The following is a 14,346-nucleotide window of genomic DNA, read 5'->3' on the forward strand; positions in this document are numbered from 1 at the left end:
TACGCCCGAAAAAACCGCCCGTTTCATTGACGCAGCCGCGATCATTTTCGAACGAAGCAGGCACCGGTTCGCGTAGAGAGAACGCGCCAAACTCCTAGCGCCTGCGCAGCAGCCTCGTGACCACGGCAAGCACCACTCGGCGAGGGACGAAGCGCGTCACGACGATCGCCGCCCTGGTGCCGATACCGGGGATGCAAAGCCTCTGGCCTGCTTTCATGGCCTCCCAGCCGCTACGGGCGACTTCATCGACGGGAAGCTTTCGCAAAAGTTTGAACAACCGCACCTGCGGCGCGCCAGCCCGGGTCAGAAACGGTGTGCGCAGCGGACCCGGGCACAGGCAGGTCACCGTGACGCCACTACCCCTCGCCTCGCGCAAGAGCGCCTGCGAGAGCGAAACCAGATAGGCCTTGCTGGCAAAATACACCGCCATCCGCGGTCCCGGCGCAAAACCGGCCGCCGATGCCACGTTGAGGATGCGGCCGGCCTTGCGCTCGATCATGTCGGGCAGGAATCGCAGCATGAGATCGGTCGGTGCCCGGATATTGACCGCGATGATCCCGAGCTGGCGCGCACGATCGAGTTCCACAGCCTGGCCAAACAGGCCAAAACCGGCATCGTTGATCAGGGTGTGACAATAGAGATCCCGCGCCTCGAGCTCACGGGCGACGGTTTCGCCGGCATCCGGCGCGGCGAGGTCAATTCCGAGCGCCACCGTGGATTGACCGGAAGGGTCGATTTCCGTCACCAACCGCTGCAAATCGGCGATATTGCGCGCAATCAGGACCGTTTTGGACCCTTCGGCGACCGCCAAGCGGGCGAATTCCACGCCAAGTCCGGAGGAAGCGCCGGTCACGACCACTGCAGGCTGCATTGCTCCCAAACCCGTCCCTTTGCGCCTAAAACTGTCCTGGCGAGGCCCGCGCGTACAAGTCATACCGGGCCGGGAGAGGATTTGACAGCGGGGTCGAATATCCCTAGAAACCGCCTGCTCGCGGGCCGTTTTCGGCCCGCGTTGCGTTTCGCGACCCGTGGTCCTCCCCGAGCTTTCGAGGCGGACCTGTCGGCCCCGGGATCACCCGGTGCACAGGAGGGCGCGTTTCCTCAAAACTCAAACTCAATAGAGGACGCGATGACTAAGCGCAGTGAGGCGAAGTACAAGATCGATCGCCGTATGGGCCAGAATATCTGGGGCCGCCCTAAGAGCCCCGTCAACCGCCGCGAATACGGCCCCGGCCAGCACGGCCAGCGCCGCAAGGGCAAGCTCTCCGACTTCGGCGTGCAGCTCCGCGCCAAGCAGAAGCTCAAGGGCTACTACGCCAATATTTCCGAGCGCCAGTTCCACGGCATCTACGTCGAAGCCGGCCGCATGAAGGGCGACACCGGCGAAAACCTGATCGGCCTGCTCGAGCGCCGTCTCGATACGGTGGTCTATCGCGCCAAGTTTGTCGCCACCATGTTCGCCGCGCGCCAGTTCATCAACCACGGCCATGTCAAGGTGAACGGCCGCCGCGTCAACATCTCCAGCTACAAGCTGAAGCCCGGCGACCTCGTCGAGATCAAGGAATCGTCCAAGCAGCTCACCCACGTGCTGGAAGCTAGCCAGCTCGGCGAGCGCGACGTGCCCGACTTCATCGAAGCCGATCACTCCAAGATGACGGCGAAGTTCACCCGCATCCCCGCATTGTCGGACGTGCCGTTCGCCGTGCAGATGGAGCCGCATCTGATCGTCGAATTCTATTCGCGCTAAGCGATACAGCTTTCGAGACGTCAAAGGCCCCGGTTTTCCGGGGCCTTTTTTTGTTTGGCGGTAGTACGAGGTTTTATTCAGGCAACCTTCTGCGATTCGTCGATCGGTTCGGCCACCAACTTGACGCCGAGCGATAGCATCACCTTTCGGACCGTATCGAATTCCGGCTTGGCCGTTTCCTTGAAGGTTTTGTACAGGCTTTCGCGCGACAGTCCGGTGGCCTTTGAAACGTCCGCAATGCCTTTGGCACGCGCAACCGTATCGAGCGCCGTGCAAATAAAGGCCGGATCGTTCGTCTCAAATGCTTCAGTCAGATAATACGCGATCGCGGCAGGGGTCTTGAGGTAATCGGCCGCGTCGAACTTTGAGGTCTTGATCATCTTCGTTGCCTTCACAGCTGCGCTACGATTTCCTTGGCCCGCTTGATGTCGCTTGCTTGACTGGATTTGTCGCCGCCACACAAAATCAGCACAATCGTCTTGCCTGTTTGCTTGTAGTAGATGCGGTACCCAGGACCGTAGCTCAGGTGCATTTCGCTGATGCCTTCGCCGACCGGCTTGACGTCTCCCGCGTTACCGAGGCCAAGTCGCTCAATTCGAGAAGCGATCTTCGCAACGGCCCGTTGGTCCGCGAGCGCGGAAAGCCAATTGTCGAATTCATCGGTCTTCAGAACCTCGAACACTGTATCTTATAGGATACAAAACACAACAAGTCAATGACTGCACATAGCGAGACCCGCCCCATGCACTACACCCCTGCCCCGCGCGATCCCAAAGCTGCTCCCGTCCGCATCAACCTGTTGTCGGATACGCAGACGCGCCCGACCCCGGCGATGCGTAAGGCGATGGCAAAAGCTGACGTCGGCGACGAGCAGATCGGCGACGACCCGACGGTCAACCTGTTGTGCGAACGCGTGGCCGACCTGCTTGGCAAGGAAGCTGCCGTGTTCATGCCGTCGGGCACCATGTGCAACGTCGCGGCGACCTTGGCCTGGTGCCGGCCGGGCGATGAAATCCTCGCCCATGTCAGCGCGCATATCATCGCCCGCGAAGGCGGCGCGCATGCCGCGCTTGGCGGATTCCAGATCACGCCGCTAAGCGGCGACGACGGACAGTTTTCGCCTGAAACCTTTCGTGCCGCGCTGCATCCGCGCTCGCGCTACCAGCCGCCGCAGACCGTGGTCAGCGTCGAGCAGACCGCCAATATCGGCGGCGGCACGATCTGGAAGAAGACCGCGCTCGATGAAATCGTCGAGATCGCCAAGGCCAACGGAATGGCCACCCATATGGACGGCGCGCGGCTGCTGAACGCCTGCGTTGCCACAGGCATCAGCGCCCGCGACATGGCCGCGGGCTGGGATTCGGCCTGGATCGATTTTTCCAAGGGCCTCGGCGCGCCGGTCGGCGGCGCGATCGCAGGCTCTCGCGAGTTCATCGACGATGTCTGGCGCTGGAAGCAGCGGCTCGGGGGATCGATGCGGCAGGCCGGCATATGCGCCGCGGCCTGCGTCTACGCGCTCGACCATCACGTCGACCGCCTCGCCGACGATCACGCCAACGCCCGAGCGCTGGCGCGGGGATTGTCGCAGATCAACGGTGTCGAAGTGCAGCAGCCCGAGACCAACCTGGTGTTCTTCAAGCCGGACGGAGCCGGGATCGGGGGCGACAAGATGGTCGAGGCGCTCCGCAAGCATGGCGTGCTGCTGGCTGTCATGGACGGCCGCATCCGCGCCTGCACCCATCTCGACGTTACGGCCGAGATGATCGAGGAAACCGTCGGGCTGGTGCGCGAGATCGTGCGCGGCGCGTAATTGCCTTCGCTCAGGGCCGCCGAAGGTACAGGTTGTGGCGGAATCCTGTTATTCAGTTGTTCGCCGTTGAAAAAATCGCCGGAGGTTACGATGCCCAAAGGCTCCGACTTGTTGGTGGCCGCCCTCGAAAACGAGGGTGTTGATCGCATCTTCGGTGTTCCCGGCGAAGAAAATCTCGACGTCGTCGAAAGCCTGAGAAAATCGTCGATTCAACTGATCCTGACCCGGCACGAACAGGCGGCGGCCTTCATGGCAGCCACCTATGGCCGCCTGACGGGAAAGCCCGGCGTCTGCATCACGACGCTTGGCCCCGGCGCGCTCAATCTGACGACGGGTGCTGCCTACGCGCTGCTGGGCGCGATGCCGATGGTGATGCTGACCGGGCAGAAAGGCATCATGAGCAGCCGGCAGGCGAAGTTCCAGATCGTCGACGTGGTCGGCACCTTCAAGCCGCTGACGAAGCTTTCGCTGCAGATCGTCAGCACCAGCACGATTCCGACCCTGGTGCGCGACGCCTTCCGGATTGCGACGCAGGAACGGCCCGGCCCCGTCCTGCTGGAATTGCCGGAGGACATCGCCGGCGAAGAAGCCGAACCGGTTGCAATGGTCGCGCAGCATCCGATTGAAATTCCAGTCGCCCACCGTGCTTCGCTCGACCGTGCCGCCGAGATGATTCTAAATGCCAAGCGGCCGTTGATCATGCTGGGCGCCGCCGCTTCCCGGCCGCGAAGCACGACCGGAATTGCCGGATTTGTTCGACGCACCCAGATTCCCTTCTTCACCACCCAGATGGGAAAAGGCACCGCGCCCGGCGGCACCAGATTGTATATGGGTACGGCAGCGCTGAGCGAACGCGACTATGTCCATGAAGCGATCGATCGCGCCGACCTGATCATCGCCATCGGCCACGACACGATCGAGAAGCCGCCCTTCATCATGGGCCCCGACGGGCCACAGGTCGTTCACGTCAATTACACGCCGGCCAACGTCGAGCAGGTCTATTTTCCGCAATGCGAGGTGGTCGGCGATGTCGGCCCGAGTCTCGAACTGCTGGCCGACCGCCTCGAGGGCCGTCTGCCCAACGCCGGCGCGTTGTTGAATCTCCGCGAAGGCATTCTGAGCAAGATCGCTGACCGGGCCACGGAGGCCCGTTGGCCGCCGACACCGCAACGCATTGTCCATGACGTGCGGCAGGTGATGCCCGAGAACGGCATCGTTGCGCTCGACAACGGCATGTACAAGATCTGGTTCGCGCGCAATTACCGTACGCTGGTCGCCAACACGCTGCTGCTCGACAATGCGCTCGCGACCATGGGGGCCGGGTTGCCGTCGGCGATGATGGCGGCGATGCTTTATCCGGAACGCCGGGTGCTTGCGGTGTGCGGCGACGGCGGGTTCATGATGAACTCGCAGGAAATGGAAACCGCGGTCCGCCTCAAACTGAACCTGGTGGTGCTGGTCCTGGAGGATTCCGCCTACGGAATGATCCGCTGGAAGCAGGCGGTCGATCATTTTCCCGATTTCGGCCTGAGCTTTGGAAATCCGGACTTCGTGCGGTACGCCGAGAGTTACGGCGCCAAAGGTACAAGGATCGAAAGTACGGAGGCGATCATCCCCACGCTCGAGCGTGCGTTTGCCGGAGGCGGCGTACACCTGGTCGTCATGCCGATCGACTATAGCGAGAACATCCGCGTGCTGGTCGATGAACTCCGCGAGAAAGTGAAGCGGCTTGACGAGGCGAAGAACTAGTTCTCCATCGCCTCATAGACCAGTTGCTTGAGCGTCCGCTGGACGCGCTGCCGTTCGGTCGGCGTCTGCTCCAGCAGCACGAACATCATCTCCTGCTTGCGGTCGATCACCATATAACAGCCGCTGGCGCCGTCCCATTTCAACTCGCCGAGCGAGCCCGGCGGCGGCGGTTTTGCGTTACCCGCATCGGTTCGCACCGCAAGTCCCAACCCCATGCCAAAACCGTCGCCGGGGAAATAGAAATAATCCCGCTCGACACCCGAGCCCTTGCCGGCATAGTCGGTCGCCATCATCTCAAATGTCTTTGGGTTGAGGTAGATCTTGCCCTCGAAGCTGCCGCCGTTGAGCAGCATCTGCGCAAAGCGCGAAAAGTCCGCCATGGTCGACACCATGCCGCCGCTGGCGGATTCCCACTTCTGCTTCACCTCGGTCCGGTACTGGCGGCCGACGCGGAAATCGCTGTCGTTCGGCAGCGGCTGGGCCAGTCGCGCCAGCCGCTCCGGTTCAGTGACGAAGAAGCCGGTATCGACCATGCCGAGCGGGGTAAGCAGCTTTTCCTTCTCGATCTCGAACAGCGATTTTCCGGATACGATCTCCATGATCCGCGCAAGGATGTCGGTGGAATGGCCGTATTGCCAGAGCGCGCCGGGCTGGTTGTGCAGCGGCAGCTTGGCGATTCGTTCGGCGAATTCGGCGAGGTCGAAATCGCCCGCGTAGATGTTGGCGTCCTTGTAGGCCTTGCGCACCAGGCTATCGCCGTAGAAGCCATAAGTAATACCCGATGTGTGCCGCATCAGGTCGAGCACCGTCATCGGGCGGGTTTGCGGCACCAGTTCGAGCGTCTTGGTGCCGTCCTCGGCCTTCTTCTCGACGCCGACTTTGGTGTCGGCGAACGAGGGAATGTATTTTGCGACGGGATCATCGAGCTTGAGCTTGCCGTCCTGGATCAGCTCCATCGCGACAACCGAGGTGATCGCCTTGGTCAGCGACGACAGGCGGAAGATGGTCTTGTCCGTGATCGGCGCCTTCGACACCGTGTCCTGCGTGCCGAAGATCTCGTGATAGACCGGCTTGCCGCGCTGCTGGATCAGGACGTCGGCGCCGGAAATCTTGCCGGTCGCGACCTCGTTCTTGAAGAACTCCGTGACCTTCGCGAGCTTCTCCGGATTGAAATGCGCTCCGGGCGGAATATCGAAGGTGCCTTCGGCACACACCGCGGGCGCAGCCAGCAACAGCGCGCCAGCGGCCAGCGCGCGCAACATATGACGAGAATTCATCGGACCCCTCCCAGGAACTCACGGGAGAGTGTAGCGGCGGTGTCAGTCGGCACAAGGGCTGCCGAACCCGGCCAAAGCCGCTTCATGCAGCCGGCCGCTGTCGCGGGAAAAGCAGCAGAACACCACGCGCGTCACATCAGGCGCTGCAGCCAGCGCCTCGGCGACGGCGGCAACCGCGAGGCCGGCCGCACGATCGGCGGGGAAGTGATAGACGCCGGTGGAGATTGCAGGGAAAGCTACCGACGACAGCGCGTTGGCCTGACACAGTTCGAGCGCGCGGCGATAGCAGGAAGCAAGCAGTTGATCCTCGCCGCCGCCACCGCCGTGCCAGACCGGCCCGACGGCATGAATCACGTGCTTGGCCTGCAGCCGGTATCCGTTGGTGATCTTGGCATCACCGGTCGCACAGCCACCAAGCGTGCGGCATTCGGCAAGCAGTTCGGGCCCGGCGGCCCGATGGATCGCGCCATCGACGCCGCCGCCGCCGAGCAGAGACGAATTCGCCGCGTTGACGATGGCGTCAACGCGCAGTGTAGTGATGTCGGCAACAACGACTTCCAGCCGCGCCTTGCCGAGCTGGCGCGCGGTGCCGCTCAGGCTTAGGCCGCAGCGTTGACGCTGACGCCCTTGTCGGCGAACAGCTGCTGCAATTCGCCGGCCTGGAACATCTCGCGGATGATGTCGCAGCCGCCGACGAACTCGCCCTTGACGTAAAGCTGCGGAATGGTCGGCCAGTTCGAATAGGTCTTGATGCCATCGCGCAGGTCGGCGGATTCAAGAACGTTCAGGCCCTTGTAGCCGACGCCGACGTGATCGAGGATCTGGACCACCTGGCCCGAGAAACCGCACTGCGGAAACTGCGGCGTACCCTTCATGAACAGCACGACGTCGTTCGACTTCACTTCATTGTCGATGAATTGCTCGATGCTCATCTTCATTTCCTTTTGGGGCACCGCCCCCTGCCGCTAAGCCTGATGGGCCGATTTAACCCGCTTACTGGCTATATATGTAGCCCAAACCTTTGTGCATCCAAAGTAAAATGGCGGGGAGCTGGCATGCGCGGGCCCCGGTCCACAGCCCCGGGCGGGACCGGCCATCATCTGACGGCCTCAATATCATGCCCCGGGGAGGCTTTTATCCCGGACCGGAACCCCTATCTAGGACGGACTGTCCGCCAGGAACCAGTTCGCCAGAGAAACGTTCTCTCCCTCGACCGGAGACACCAGTGACGAAATCAGTATCCGCCGCGGCCTTGTCGGCCACATCAGCCCCGTCACTTTTCTCCGATTCCGGCAGCCTCGCCCAGAATCTGGTCGAGGCTTATCTCGCCGTCCGGGACGAAACCGAGCGCCGGGCGGCTCCCCTGAGCCCCGAAGACCAGCTGATCCAGTCGATGCCGGACGCGAGCCCGGCGAAATGGCACCGCGCCCATACCACCTGGTTCTTCGAGCAGTTCCTGCTCGGCGAGCACTGTCCGGGCTACCAGCCGTTTCACCCCGACTACGCCTTCCTGTTCAACTCCTATTACGTCAGCGCCGGACCGCGGCACGCCCGCCACCAGCGCGGCCATCTGACCCGCCCGAGTGCCGACGAGGTCACCGCCTATCGCCGCCATGTCGACGCCGCGGTGGTGAAATTCTTCCAGACCGCCGATCAGGAGACGCTTTCGAAACTGGCCCCCCTGGTGGAAGTCGGCCTCAATCACGAACAGCAGCATCAGGAATTGATGCTGACCGACATCCTGCACGCCTTTGCGCAGAACCCGATCCCGCCGGCCTACGATCCGGCGTGGCGTTTCCCGGCATCGCACCGAACGGTTGAGGAATGGGTCGCCCTCACCGAGGGCATTCACAGCGTCGGCCACGCCGACGACAGCTTTCATTTCGACAATGAAAAGCCGGCGCATCGCGCGCTGGTCGGCCCGGTCAGGCTTGCCCGCAACCTCGTCACCAATGCCGAATGGCTCGCCTTCATGAAGGATGGCGGCTACGGCACGGCGACGCTGTGGCTGATGGACGGCTTTGCGGTGGTCAACAACGAAGGCTGGGAGGCGCCCGGCCACTGGCGCCAGATCGACGGCGAATGGCGGATCATGACGCTCGGCGGCCTGCAGCCGATCGACCTGGCCGCCCCGGTCAACCATGTCAGCTATTACGAGGCCGACGCGTTCGCACGTTGGGCCGGCAAGCATCTGCCAACCGAGATGGAATGGGAAGTCGCCGCCCGCGCCGGCCAGTTGAACGATGCCTTCGGCATCGTCTGGCAGTGGACCCGCAGCTCCTACTCGCCCTACCCCGGCTACCGCGCCATCGAAGGCGCGCTCGGGGAATACAACGGCAAGTTCATGGTCAACCAGTTGGTGCTGCGTGGCTCGTCGCCCGTAACACCCGCCGGCCACAGCCGTATTACCTATCGCAACTTCTTTTATCCGCACCACCGCTGGCAATTTACAGGGTTACGCCTCGCCGACTACGTCTGAATTTCCGCAGATCGAGCCGCGCCGGAAAGCGCGTTCAGGAGAGTATCATGAATGTGCATGCCACCGCTTTGACCCAAGTGTTGCCCCAAGTGCAGCCGTTCGACGAAGCGACCTCGGCCTTCGCCGGCGACGTGATCGGCAACCTGTCGCAGCATCCCAAGCGGCTGTCGCCGAAATACTTCTATGACGCCACGGGATCGGAACTGTTCGAGCAGATCACGGTACTCCCCGAATATTATCCGACCCGCACCGAGCTCGGCATTTTACGCAGCCGTGGCGACGAGATTGCCGCGATCATCCCGAAGGGCGCGGCGCTGGTCGAATTCGGCGCAGGTGCCACGACCAAGGTCCGGCTGCTGCTGGAGCGCTGCGAGTTCGGCGCCTATGTCCCAGTCGATATCTCCGGCGATTTCCTCAAGGGTCAGGCCGATGCGTTGCGCAAGGATTTTCCCGATCTCGCGGTTTATCCGGTCGCTGCCGACTTCACCGCACCGTTTGCGCTGCCGGCCGAGATCGCTGATATGCCGAAGGTCGGCTTCTTTCCGGGATCGACGCTCGGCAATTTCGAACCGCATGAAGCCCAGGCCTTCCTGAGCAGCGCCCGCGAGATTCTTGGGCAAGGCGCACAGATGGTCATCGGCGTCGATCTCGAAAAGAACGAGCGCGTGCTTTACGATGCCTACAACGATGCCGCCGGCGTCACCGCCCGCTTCAATCTCAATGTGCTGGTCCGCATCAACCGCGAGCTCGGTGGAAATTTCGACATTTCCGGTTTCATGCATCGCTCGATCTACAATCGCGAGCGTCATCGCATCGAAATGCACCTGATCGCCAAAAAGGCGCAGTCGGTGAGGATCCTCGGGCAGAATTTCTCGTTCCGCCCCGGCGAAAGCATCCACACCGAGTCGAGCTATAAATACAGCCTCGAACGCTTCACCGCGCTGGCGCGCCAATCAAGCTGGTCGGTCCGCTCGTCCTGGACCGACGACGAACGGATGTTTTCCGTCCACGCGCTGGTGGCCGAGGGTTAAGGGCCCGGCCATCATGATCGGTGGCCGTCACTCGATTCCACCGCCACAGGATCGGGACTTGTGACGGGCCGGCCGCGGTCTGCGGCCGGGCACGATCCGCGGCGCGGGAGATATCCAGTGGTCGGACAATCGCTCGGCATCCAGCAACCAGGCGTGAATGATCCGCCACTTATCCTGCCCTCGGGCCTGGAAATCCAGCAGCGGCGACCCTGTGTCCTGAAGTTCGTGGAAGAATTTCAGCGAGTCTTTTCCGGTGGGCCCGCCCGGATCTACCGGCCTTGATAGAATCCAGCGGTCCCACTGCTGCAAAATCAGGACTCTTGCTTCGCTTTGTTTCATCGGCGCGTATTCCCAGCCACGGAATCCGTGGGAGCTGAGGGTGGCCGCGCTGGTCAAAGTGAAAGCATGGTATCTGCGCCGCCGCGCGCGATGACACCATGCAGGGAGAATGTGGCAGAGAATGGTTAACGATTGTTGACCATGATCGAATACGCCAGCAAATCGCTGCATCCCTGCTGAAGTTTCCCCTCCGAAACGTCCCAATTTTGACTCCGACTCAGCCAATCCTGCCCTTACGGCTTGGCTGGGGTGAGTTCGTGCCAGGGGGTATAAGTATGGGTAAAGCGCATTTTGTGTCCGGCGATGCCGCGCGGCGAGCGGGCCAGTCCTTCGTCCATGACGACGAGGACGATGGCTGGGATACCGAAATCAGCACCGAAACGGAGTCGCTGCTCGAGGAAAATGCCAGGCTGCGGGCGCTCGTCGTCCAGCTTTCGAGGCTCGTCCTCAAAAACGTGGTCGAGCAAAAATAGCTTCGGGCTTATTCTTCCGGCTTGGATCGCAGCGAGATCGATTCCCACACCGCGACCACGATCATGATCGCCGATGTGATGATCGACAGCATCAGCGGCGACAGCCCGCCTGCGAACCATGCCAGCACGCACAGGGCGATGATGCCGACCCCGTGCGAGAGTTGAAGAAAGCCGCGAAAGCTGTGCTTGAACAGGATCGTTCCGGACAGGAACAGCAGCGGGCCTCCGATCGCGCTGACGACCGTCTTGAGATCGGAATAACCGGCCGGGTGCTTCAGCACCAGTTCATCGGCCACCGCCGTGACGATGATGCCGGCCACGATCGGCATGTGCAGGTAGGTATAAGCAAGCCGCGCCAGCCTGCCCGGCTCGCTCGATCTGGAAATCTGCTCGGAGCCGGCTTCGGCGCCCTTGTGGAAATAGATCCACCACATCGCAAGACTGCCGACAAAGGCCGATACGAACGCCACGACATTTTCGTCGGTCCAGGTCAGGTCGGCAAAAGTCGCCCCCGTCACGACGATGGATTCGCCGAGCGCGATGATGATGAAGCCGGCGCAGCGCTCGGCCATGTGGCCGCCCTCGACGACCCAATCCGCGATCGAGGACGCTCCGTAGCGGGGAATCCAGAACCGCACCACCGGCGAGACATATTCGATCGCGAGCGCAATCGCCCACAGCGTCAGCCGTGGATGGCCTTCCATCATCCCGCCGGCGATCCAGAACACCGCCGACACCGACAGCCAGATGGTAATGCGGATCGCATTCAAGCGCGCCGGCGGTCGCGAAGACGGCGTCACGATCCACAAGAATACCGTTTTGCCGACCTGCATCGCGGCATAGGCGATGGCGAACCACAGGCCGCGCCCGTCGAACGCCGAAGGGATCGAGGTCGAGAGCACCAGCCCACCGAGCGTCAGCGCAAACAGCAGCAGCCGAACCGGCGCCTTTTCGGGATCGAGCCAGTTGGTGATCCAGGAGGTGTAGACCCACACCCACCACACCGCGAGAAACAGCAGCGTGACGTGCACGGCGCCCAGTGGCGTGAAGTCGGCCAGCAGTGTGTGTGAAATCTGCGTGACGGCGTAGACGAAGACGAGGTCGAAGAACAGCTCGGCATAGGTAACGCGGCTGTGCTGGTTCGGCATGATCGGGCGCCACATCGCGCCGCGTGGATTGTCCGCCATCGGTGCGCCCTATAGCCCGCCCGCGGCCTAGCCCCCCGGCACTCCGGTCTGCAGCGCCAGCGCATGCAACACGCCGCCCATCTGTCCCTTGAGCGACTGATAGACGATCTGGTGTTGCTGAACGCGCGACTTGCCGCGGAAGGATTCCGAGATCACGGTCGCGGCGTAATGGTCGCCGTCGCCTGCGAGATCGCGGATCGTCACCTCGGCATCGGGAATAGCTGCCTTGATCATCGATTCGATATCGTGGGCGTCCATCGGCATCCAGCATGTCTCCGTCAGATGTTTCGAATCAGGGCAAATACTTCGAATCAAGGCCTAGTCGCGCGACCGTGACAACCGAACCTAGCGCGTACGCTCTTCAAGGTCACCCTTTCCTGCACTATATTCCTGGTCCAGACATGTTGGATATGTGATATCCGGTCACGTCGTCTCGCGGCGAAATGACCGAAAAAGAGGCTGTGAGCCATGAAACTGCCCGGTCCCGACCATCCGATCACGATTACGGCCAACCCGAAGCGCATCCGCGTCACCGCCGGCGGCATGGTGGTCGCCGATACCACCCATGCGCTGACCCTGAAGGAAGCGAGCTATCCGGCGGTGCAGTATTTCCCGCGCGCAGACGCCAATATGGCGCTGCTCGCCCGCACCGAGCGGACCACGCATTGCCCCTACAAGGGGGATGCCAGCTATTTCAGCATCAACGCCAACGGCAAGAGCCTCGAGAATTCGATCTGGACCTATGAGACGCCGTTTCCGGCCATGACGGAGATCGCCGGCTACCTGGCGTTCTACCCGGACAAGGTGACGATCGAGGAAGTGGCGTAGGGTTGAATTTAGCTAAAGTTCGCTGCCTGGCTGCACTGCGAAATCCTGGCTCAACGTTTTTCCGGATTTTCCGATTGGCTCTTGCTGAATCGGGTTCCCGGTAGCAACATTCGCCGCCATCACCCTGCCGGGGGCGCCATGTCATCGATTACCCAAGCCGCAACGACCACAGACGTTCACGCCGTGCCGAAAGCCAAAGCGCGCAACTTCTCGATCGATCGCGCCCGCACCTTCCTGACGCTCGTGGTCCTGCTTCACCACGCGATCATCCCCTATACCTATTTCGGCCACACCGATCCGAAGTCTTTCTTTGGCTTCGACATGATCGTGCTCGCTACCGACAGTTTCTTCATGGCGATGTTCTTTTTCCTCTCCGGGCTGTTTGTGTGGCCGAGCATTACCCGGAAGGGGCCAGCGAACCATTTGAAGGACCGACTGCTTCGGCTTGGCCTGCCGTTCGTGATCTGCGCGTTCACGATCATTCCGATCGCCTACTACGCCATCTCGCTGCGGCAGAATCCGGAGATCGGTTTCGCCGAGTTCTGGTGGAAGACGATTACGGTCGGCCCGTGGCCGAGCGGGCCGGTCTGGTTCCTCTGGGTCCTGTTCGGCTTCGACCTCGTTGCATGCCTGCTGTTTCGGCTGTCACCCACTATGCTCGAGCCGATCAACCGCCTGTCGCTGAACGGTCACGAGCGGCCCGGAGAATTCTTCGTCGTGATGTTTGCCGTCACGGCCGCGCTCTACGTTCCCGGGCGAATTCACTTTGGCGCCGGCAGCTGGTTCGAGTTCGGGCCGTTCTCGGTCCAGCATGGCCGCGTGCTGCTCTATGCCAGCTATTTCTTTTTCGGCGCCGGCATCGGCGTCCTGAATATGAATCGCGGGCTGTTGGCGGCAGACGGCAAGCTCGCTCAGCGTACCTGGAACTGGGTGTTGCTGGCGCTCGTTCCGTATTGCGCGATGTGGGTGCTGATCTACATCAAGCGCGAAATACTGGGAAATCCGGTGCGGCTGCCGGAATGGTACGAATCGGACTATGGATTCTGTTTCGCCCTCTTCAGCGTGGCCATCCTGTTTGTGATCCTGGCCTACTTCCTTAGATTCAAGCAATCCGGCTGGAGCATGCTCGATCCCATGCAGGCGGACGCCTACGGCATGTTCCTGGTCCACTATCCGATCGTGCTGTGGCTGCAATACTGGCTGTTCGATTACGATCTGCCCGCGATCGTAAAAGCGCTGATCGCGTTCGTGCTCACGGTGGTGCTGAGCTGGGGGGTGACGGCCGCGCTGCGGCGGATTCCCGGCGCGAAGCGGATACTCTAAGACCTCAACGTCATTCCAGGATGGTGCGCTGAATCAGGTCCGCCGCTTCGCCCAATTGGCAATTGGCTTCGTTGCAGACACCATGCGCGTGACGTCCTCGCCT

The 14,346-nt window shown here is 61.8% G+C and carries 17 protein-coding genes; 8 read left to right on the plus strand and 9 right to left on the minus strand.

The features are described from left to right. Nucleotides 1–94 precede the first annotated feature (94 nt). Entirely contained in the window at nucleotides 95–871 is a 777-nt protein-coding gene (locus BLS26_RS05215) for an SDR family oxidoreductase (protein ID WP_157676310.1), read from the minus strand. Nucleotides 872–1,129: 258 nt separating this feature from the next. Between BLS26_RS05215 and rpsD the strand changes: the two genes are divergently transcribed. Beyond that, complete coding sequence (gene rpsD, locus BLS26_RS05220) at nucleotides 1,130–1,747, plus strand: 30S ribosomal protein S4 (protein WP_092509041.1); 618 nt, start codon at nucleotides 1,130–1,132, stop codon at nucleotides 1,745–1,747. A gap of 77 nt (nucleotides 1,748–1,824) precedes the next feature. Here the strand turns inward: rpsD and BLS26_RS05225 are convergent, their stop codons facing one another. Next, on the minus strand, nucleotides 1,825–2,127 hold the full coding sequence (locus tag BLS26_RS05225; RefSeq protein WP_092517651.1) for an addiction module antidote protein: 303 nt from the start codon (nucleotides 2,125–2,127) through the stop codon (nucleotides 1,825–1,827). An 11-nt stretch (nucleotides 2,128–2,138) separates the two neighbouring features. Then, nucleotides 2,139–2,429 carry a type II toxin-antitoxin system RelE/ParE family toxin gene (locus BLS26_RS05230; RefSeq protein ID WP_092509043.1) on the minus strand — a complete coding sequence of 97 codons (291 nt, stop codon included), beginning with the start codon at nucleotides 2,427–2,429 and terminating at the stop codon, nucleotides 2,139–2,141. 60 nt (nucleotides 2,430–2,489) lie between these two features. Here BLS26_RS05230 and BLS26_RS05235 point away from each other — a divergent pair, with 60 nt between their 5' ends. After that, a complete protein-coding gene (locus BLS26_RS05235; RefSeq protein ID WP_092509045.1) occupies nucleotides 2,490–3,557 on the plus strand; it encodes a low specificity L-threonine aldolase in 1,068 nt (355 codons plus the stop codon). A 90-nt stretch (nucleotides 3,558–3,647) separates the two neighbouring features. Next, entirely contained in the window at nucleotides 3,648–5,306 is a 1,659-nt protein-coding gene (locus tag BLS26_RS05240; RefSeq protein WP_092517652.1) for an acetolactate synthase large subunit, read from the plus strand. Here the strand turns inward: BLS26_RS05240 and BLS26_RS05245 are convergent. Genes BLS26_RS05245 through grxD form a run of 3 tightly spaced genes read right to left on the minus strand, consistent with a single transcriptional unit; the run spans nucleotide 5,303 to nucleotide 7,515 of the window. Continuing rightward, a complete protein-coding gene (locus tag BLS26_RS05245; RefSeq protein ID WP_092509047.1) occupies nucleotides 5,303–6,583 on the minus strand; it encodes a serine hydrolase in 1,281 nt (426 codons plus the stop codon). The genes BLS26_RS05240 and BLS26_RS05245 overlap by 4 nt on opposite strands. Nucleotides 6,584–6,625: 42 nt before the next feature. Further along, nucleotides 6,626–7,180 carry an O-acetyl-ADP-ribose deacetylase gene (locus tag BLS26_RS05250; RefSeq protein ID WP_092509049.1) on the minus strand — a complete coding sequence of 185 codons (555 nt, stop codon included), beginning with the start codon at nucleotides 7,178–7,180 and terminating at the stop codon, nucleotides 6,626–6,628. 2 nt (nucleotides 7,181–7,182) lie between these two features. Further along, a complete protein-coding gene (gene grxD, locus BLS26_RS05255; protein WP_092509051.1) occupies nucleotides 7,183–7,515 on the minus strand; it encodes a Grx4 family monothiol glutaredoxin in 333 nt (110 codons plus the stop codon). Nucleotides 7,516–7,808: 293 nt separating this feature from the next. On the opposite strand from grxD, the gene egtB reads away from it, so the two are divergent. Together egtB and egtD are read left to right on the plus strand one after the other, a co-directional pair. After that, nucleotides 7,809–9,062 (plus strand): ergothioneine biosynthesis protein EgtB, encoded by a 1,254-nt coding sequence (egtB, locus tag BLS26_RS05260; protein WP_092509053.1) that lies wholly within the window; start codon nucleotides 7,809–7,811, stop codon nucleotides 9,060–9,062. Nucleotides 9,063–9,109: 47 nt separating this feature from the next. Beyond that, nucleotides 9,110–10,093 (plus strand): L-histidine N(alpha)-methyltransferase, encoded by a 984-nt coding sequence (egtD, locus tag BLS26_RS05265; RefSeq protein ID WP_092509055.1) that lies wholly within the window; start codon nucleotides 9,110–9,112, stop codon nucleotides 10,091–10,093. A 27-nt stretch (nucleotides 10,094–10,120) separates the two neighbouring features. Here the strand turns inward: egtD and BLS26_RS05270 are convergent, their stop codons facing one another. After that, entirely contained in the window at nucleotides 10,121–10,432 is a 312-nt protein-coding gene (locus BLS26_RS05270; protein WP_092509057.1) for a hypothetical protein, read from the minus strand. Nucleotides 10,433–10,707: 275 nt separating this feature from the next. On the opposite strand from BLS26_RS05270, the gene BLS26_RS05275 reads away from it, so the two are divergent. Next, the gene (locus BLS26_RS05275) at nucleotides 10,708–10,905 is read left to right on the plus strand and encodes a hypothetical protein (protein ID WP_092509059.1); all 198 of its coding nucleotides are present in this window, start codon (nucleotides 10,708–10,710) and stop codon (nucleotides 10,903–10,905) included. A gap of 8 nt (nucleotides 10,906–10,913) precedes the next feature. Here BLS26_RS05275 and BLS26_RS05280 read toward each other — a convergent pair whose 3' ends face one another. Continuing rightward, the gene (locus tag BLS26_RS05280) at nucleotides 10,914–12,092 is read right to left on the minus strand and encodes a low temperature requirement protein A (RefSeq protein WP_244541848.1); all 1,179 of its coding nucleotides are present in this window, start codon (nucleotides 12,090–12,092) and stop codon (nucleotides 10,914–10,916) included. Nucleotides 12,093–12,119: 27 nt separating this feature from the next. Further along, nucleotides 12,120–12,356 (minus strand): BolA family protein, encoded by a 237-nt coding sequence (locus BLS26_RS05285; protein WP_074815459.1) that lies wholly within the window; start codon nucleotides 12,354–12,356, stop codon nucleotides 12,120–12,122. Nucleotides 12,357–12,560: 204 nt separating this feature from the next. On the opposite strand from BLS26_RS05285, the gene BLS26_RS05290 reads away from it, so the two are divergent. Both BLS26_RS05290 and BLS26_RS05295 read left to right on the plus strand, forming a co-directional pair. Continuing rightward, nucleotides 12,561–12,920, plus strand: a complete 360-nt coding sequence (locus tag BLS26_RS05290) for a DUF427 domain-containing protein (protein ID WP_092509060.1) — start codon at nucleotides 12,561–12,563, stop codon at nucleotides 12,918–12,920. Between the two features lie 138 nt (nucleotides 12,921–13,058). After that, the gene (locus BLS26_RS05295) at nucleotides 13,059–14,243 is read left to right on the plus strand and encodes an acyltransferase (RefSeq protein ID WP_092509061.1); all 1,185 of its coding nucleotides are present in this window, start codon (nucleotides 13,059–13,061) and stop codon (nucleotides 14,241–14,243) included. The last annotated feature ends 103 nt before the right edge of the window (nucleotides 14,244–14,346 follow it).

It is taken from the genome of Afipia sp. GAS231, from assembly GCF_900103365.1.
Taxonomy (GTDB): Bacteria; Pseudomonadota; Alphaproteobacteria; order Rhizobiales; family Xanthobacteraceae; genus Bradyrhizobium.

Excerpts from the sequence above, each read along its gene's own strand:
- BLS26_RS05215 (WP_157676310.1), bottom strand. The coding sequence starts at position 871 with ATGCAGCCTGCAGTGGTCGTGACCGGCGCTTCCTCCGGACTTGGCGTG.
- rpsD (WP_092509041.1), top strand. The coding sequence starts at position 1,130 with ATGACTAAGCGCAGTGAGGCGAAGTACAAGATCGATCGCCGTATGGGC.
- BLS26_RS05225 (WP_092517651.1), bottom strand. The coding sequence starts at position 2,127 with ATGATCAAGACCTCAAAGTTCGACGCGGCCGATTACCTCAAGACCCCT.
- BLS26_RS05235 (WP_092509045.1), top strand. The coding sequence starts at position 2,490 with ATGCACTACACCCCTGCCCCGCGCGATCCCAAAGCTGCTCCCGTCCGC.
- BLS26_RS05240 (WP_092517652.1), top strand. The coding sequence starts at position 3,648 with ATGCCCAAAGGCTCCGACTTGTTGGTGGCCGCCCTCGAAAACGAGGGT.
- BLS26_RS05245 (WP_092509047.1), bottom strand. The coding sequence starts at position 6,583 with ATGAATTCTCGTCATATGTTGCGCGCGCTGGCCGCTGGCGCGCTGTTG.
- grxD (WP_092509051.1), bottom strand. The coding sequence starts at position 7,515 with ATGAGCATCGAGCAATTCATCGACAATGAAGTGAAGTCGAACGACGTC.
- egtD (WP_092509055.1), top strand. The coding sequence starts at position 9,110 with ATGAATGTGCATGCCACCGCTTTGACCCAAGTGTTGCCCCAAGTGCAG.
- BLS26_RS05270 (WP_092509057.1), bottom strand. The coding sequence starts at position 10,432 with ATGAAACAAAGCGAAGCAAGAGTCCTGATTTTGCAGCAGTGGGACCGC.
- BLS26_RS05275 (WP_092509059.1), top strand. The coding sequence starts at position 10,708 with ATGGGTAAAGCGCATTTTGTGTCCGGCGATGCCGCGCGGCGAGCGGGC.
- BLS26_RS05280 (WP_244541848.1), bottom strand. The coding sequence starts at position 12,092 with ATGGCGGACAATCCACGCGGCGCGATGTGGCGCCCGATCATGCCGAAC.
- BLS26_RS05285 (WP_074815459.1), bottom strand. The coding sequence starts at position 12,356 with ATGCCGATGGACGCCCACGATATCGAATCGATGATCAAGGCAGCTATT.
- BLS26_RS05290 (WP_092509060.1), top strand. The coding sequence starts at position 12,561 with ATGAAACTGCCCGGTCCCGACCATCCGATCACGATTACGGCCAACCCG.
- BLS26_RS05295 (WP_092509061.1), top strand. The coding sequence starts at position 13,059 with ATGTCATCGATTACCCAAGCCGCAACGACCACAGACGTTCACGCCGTG.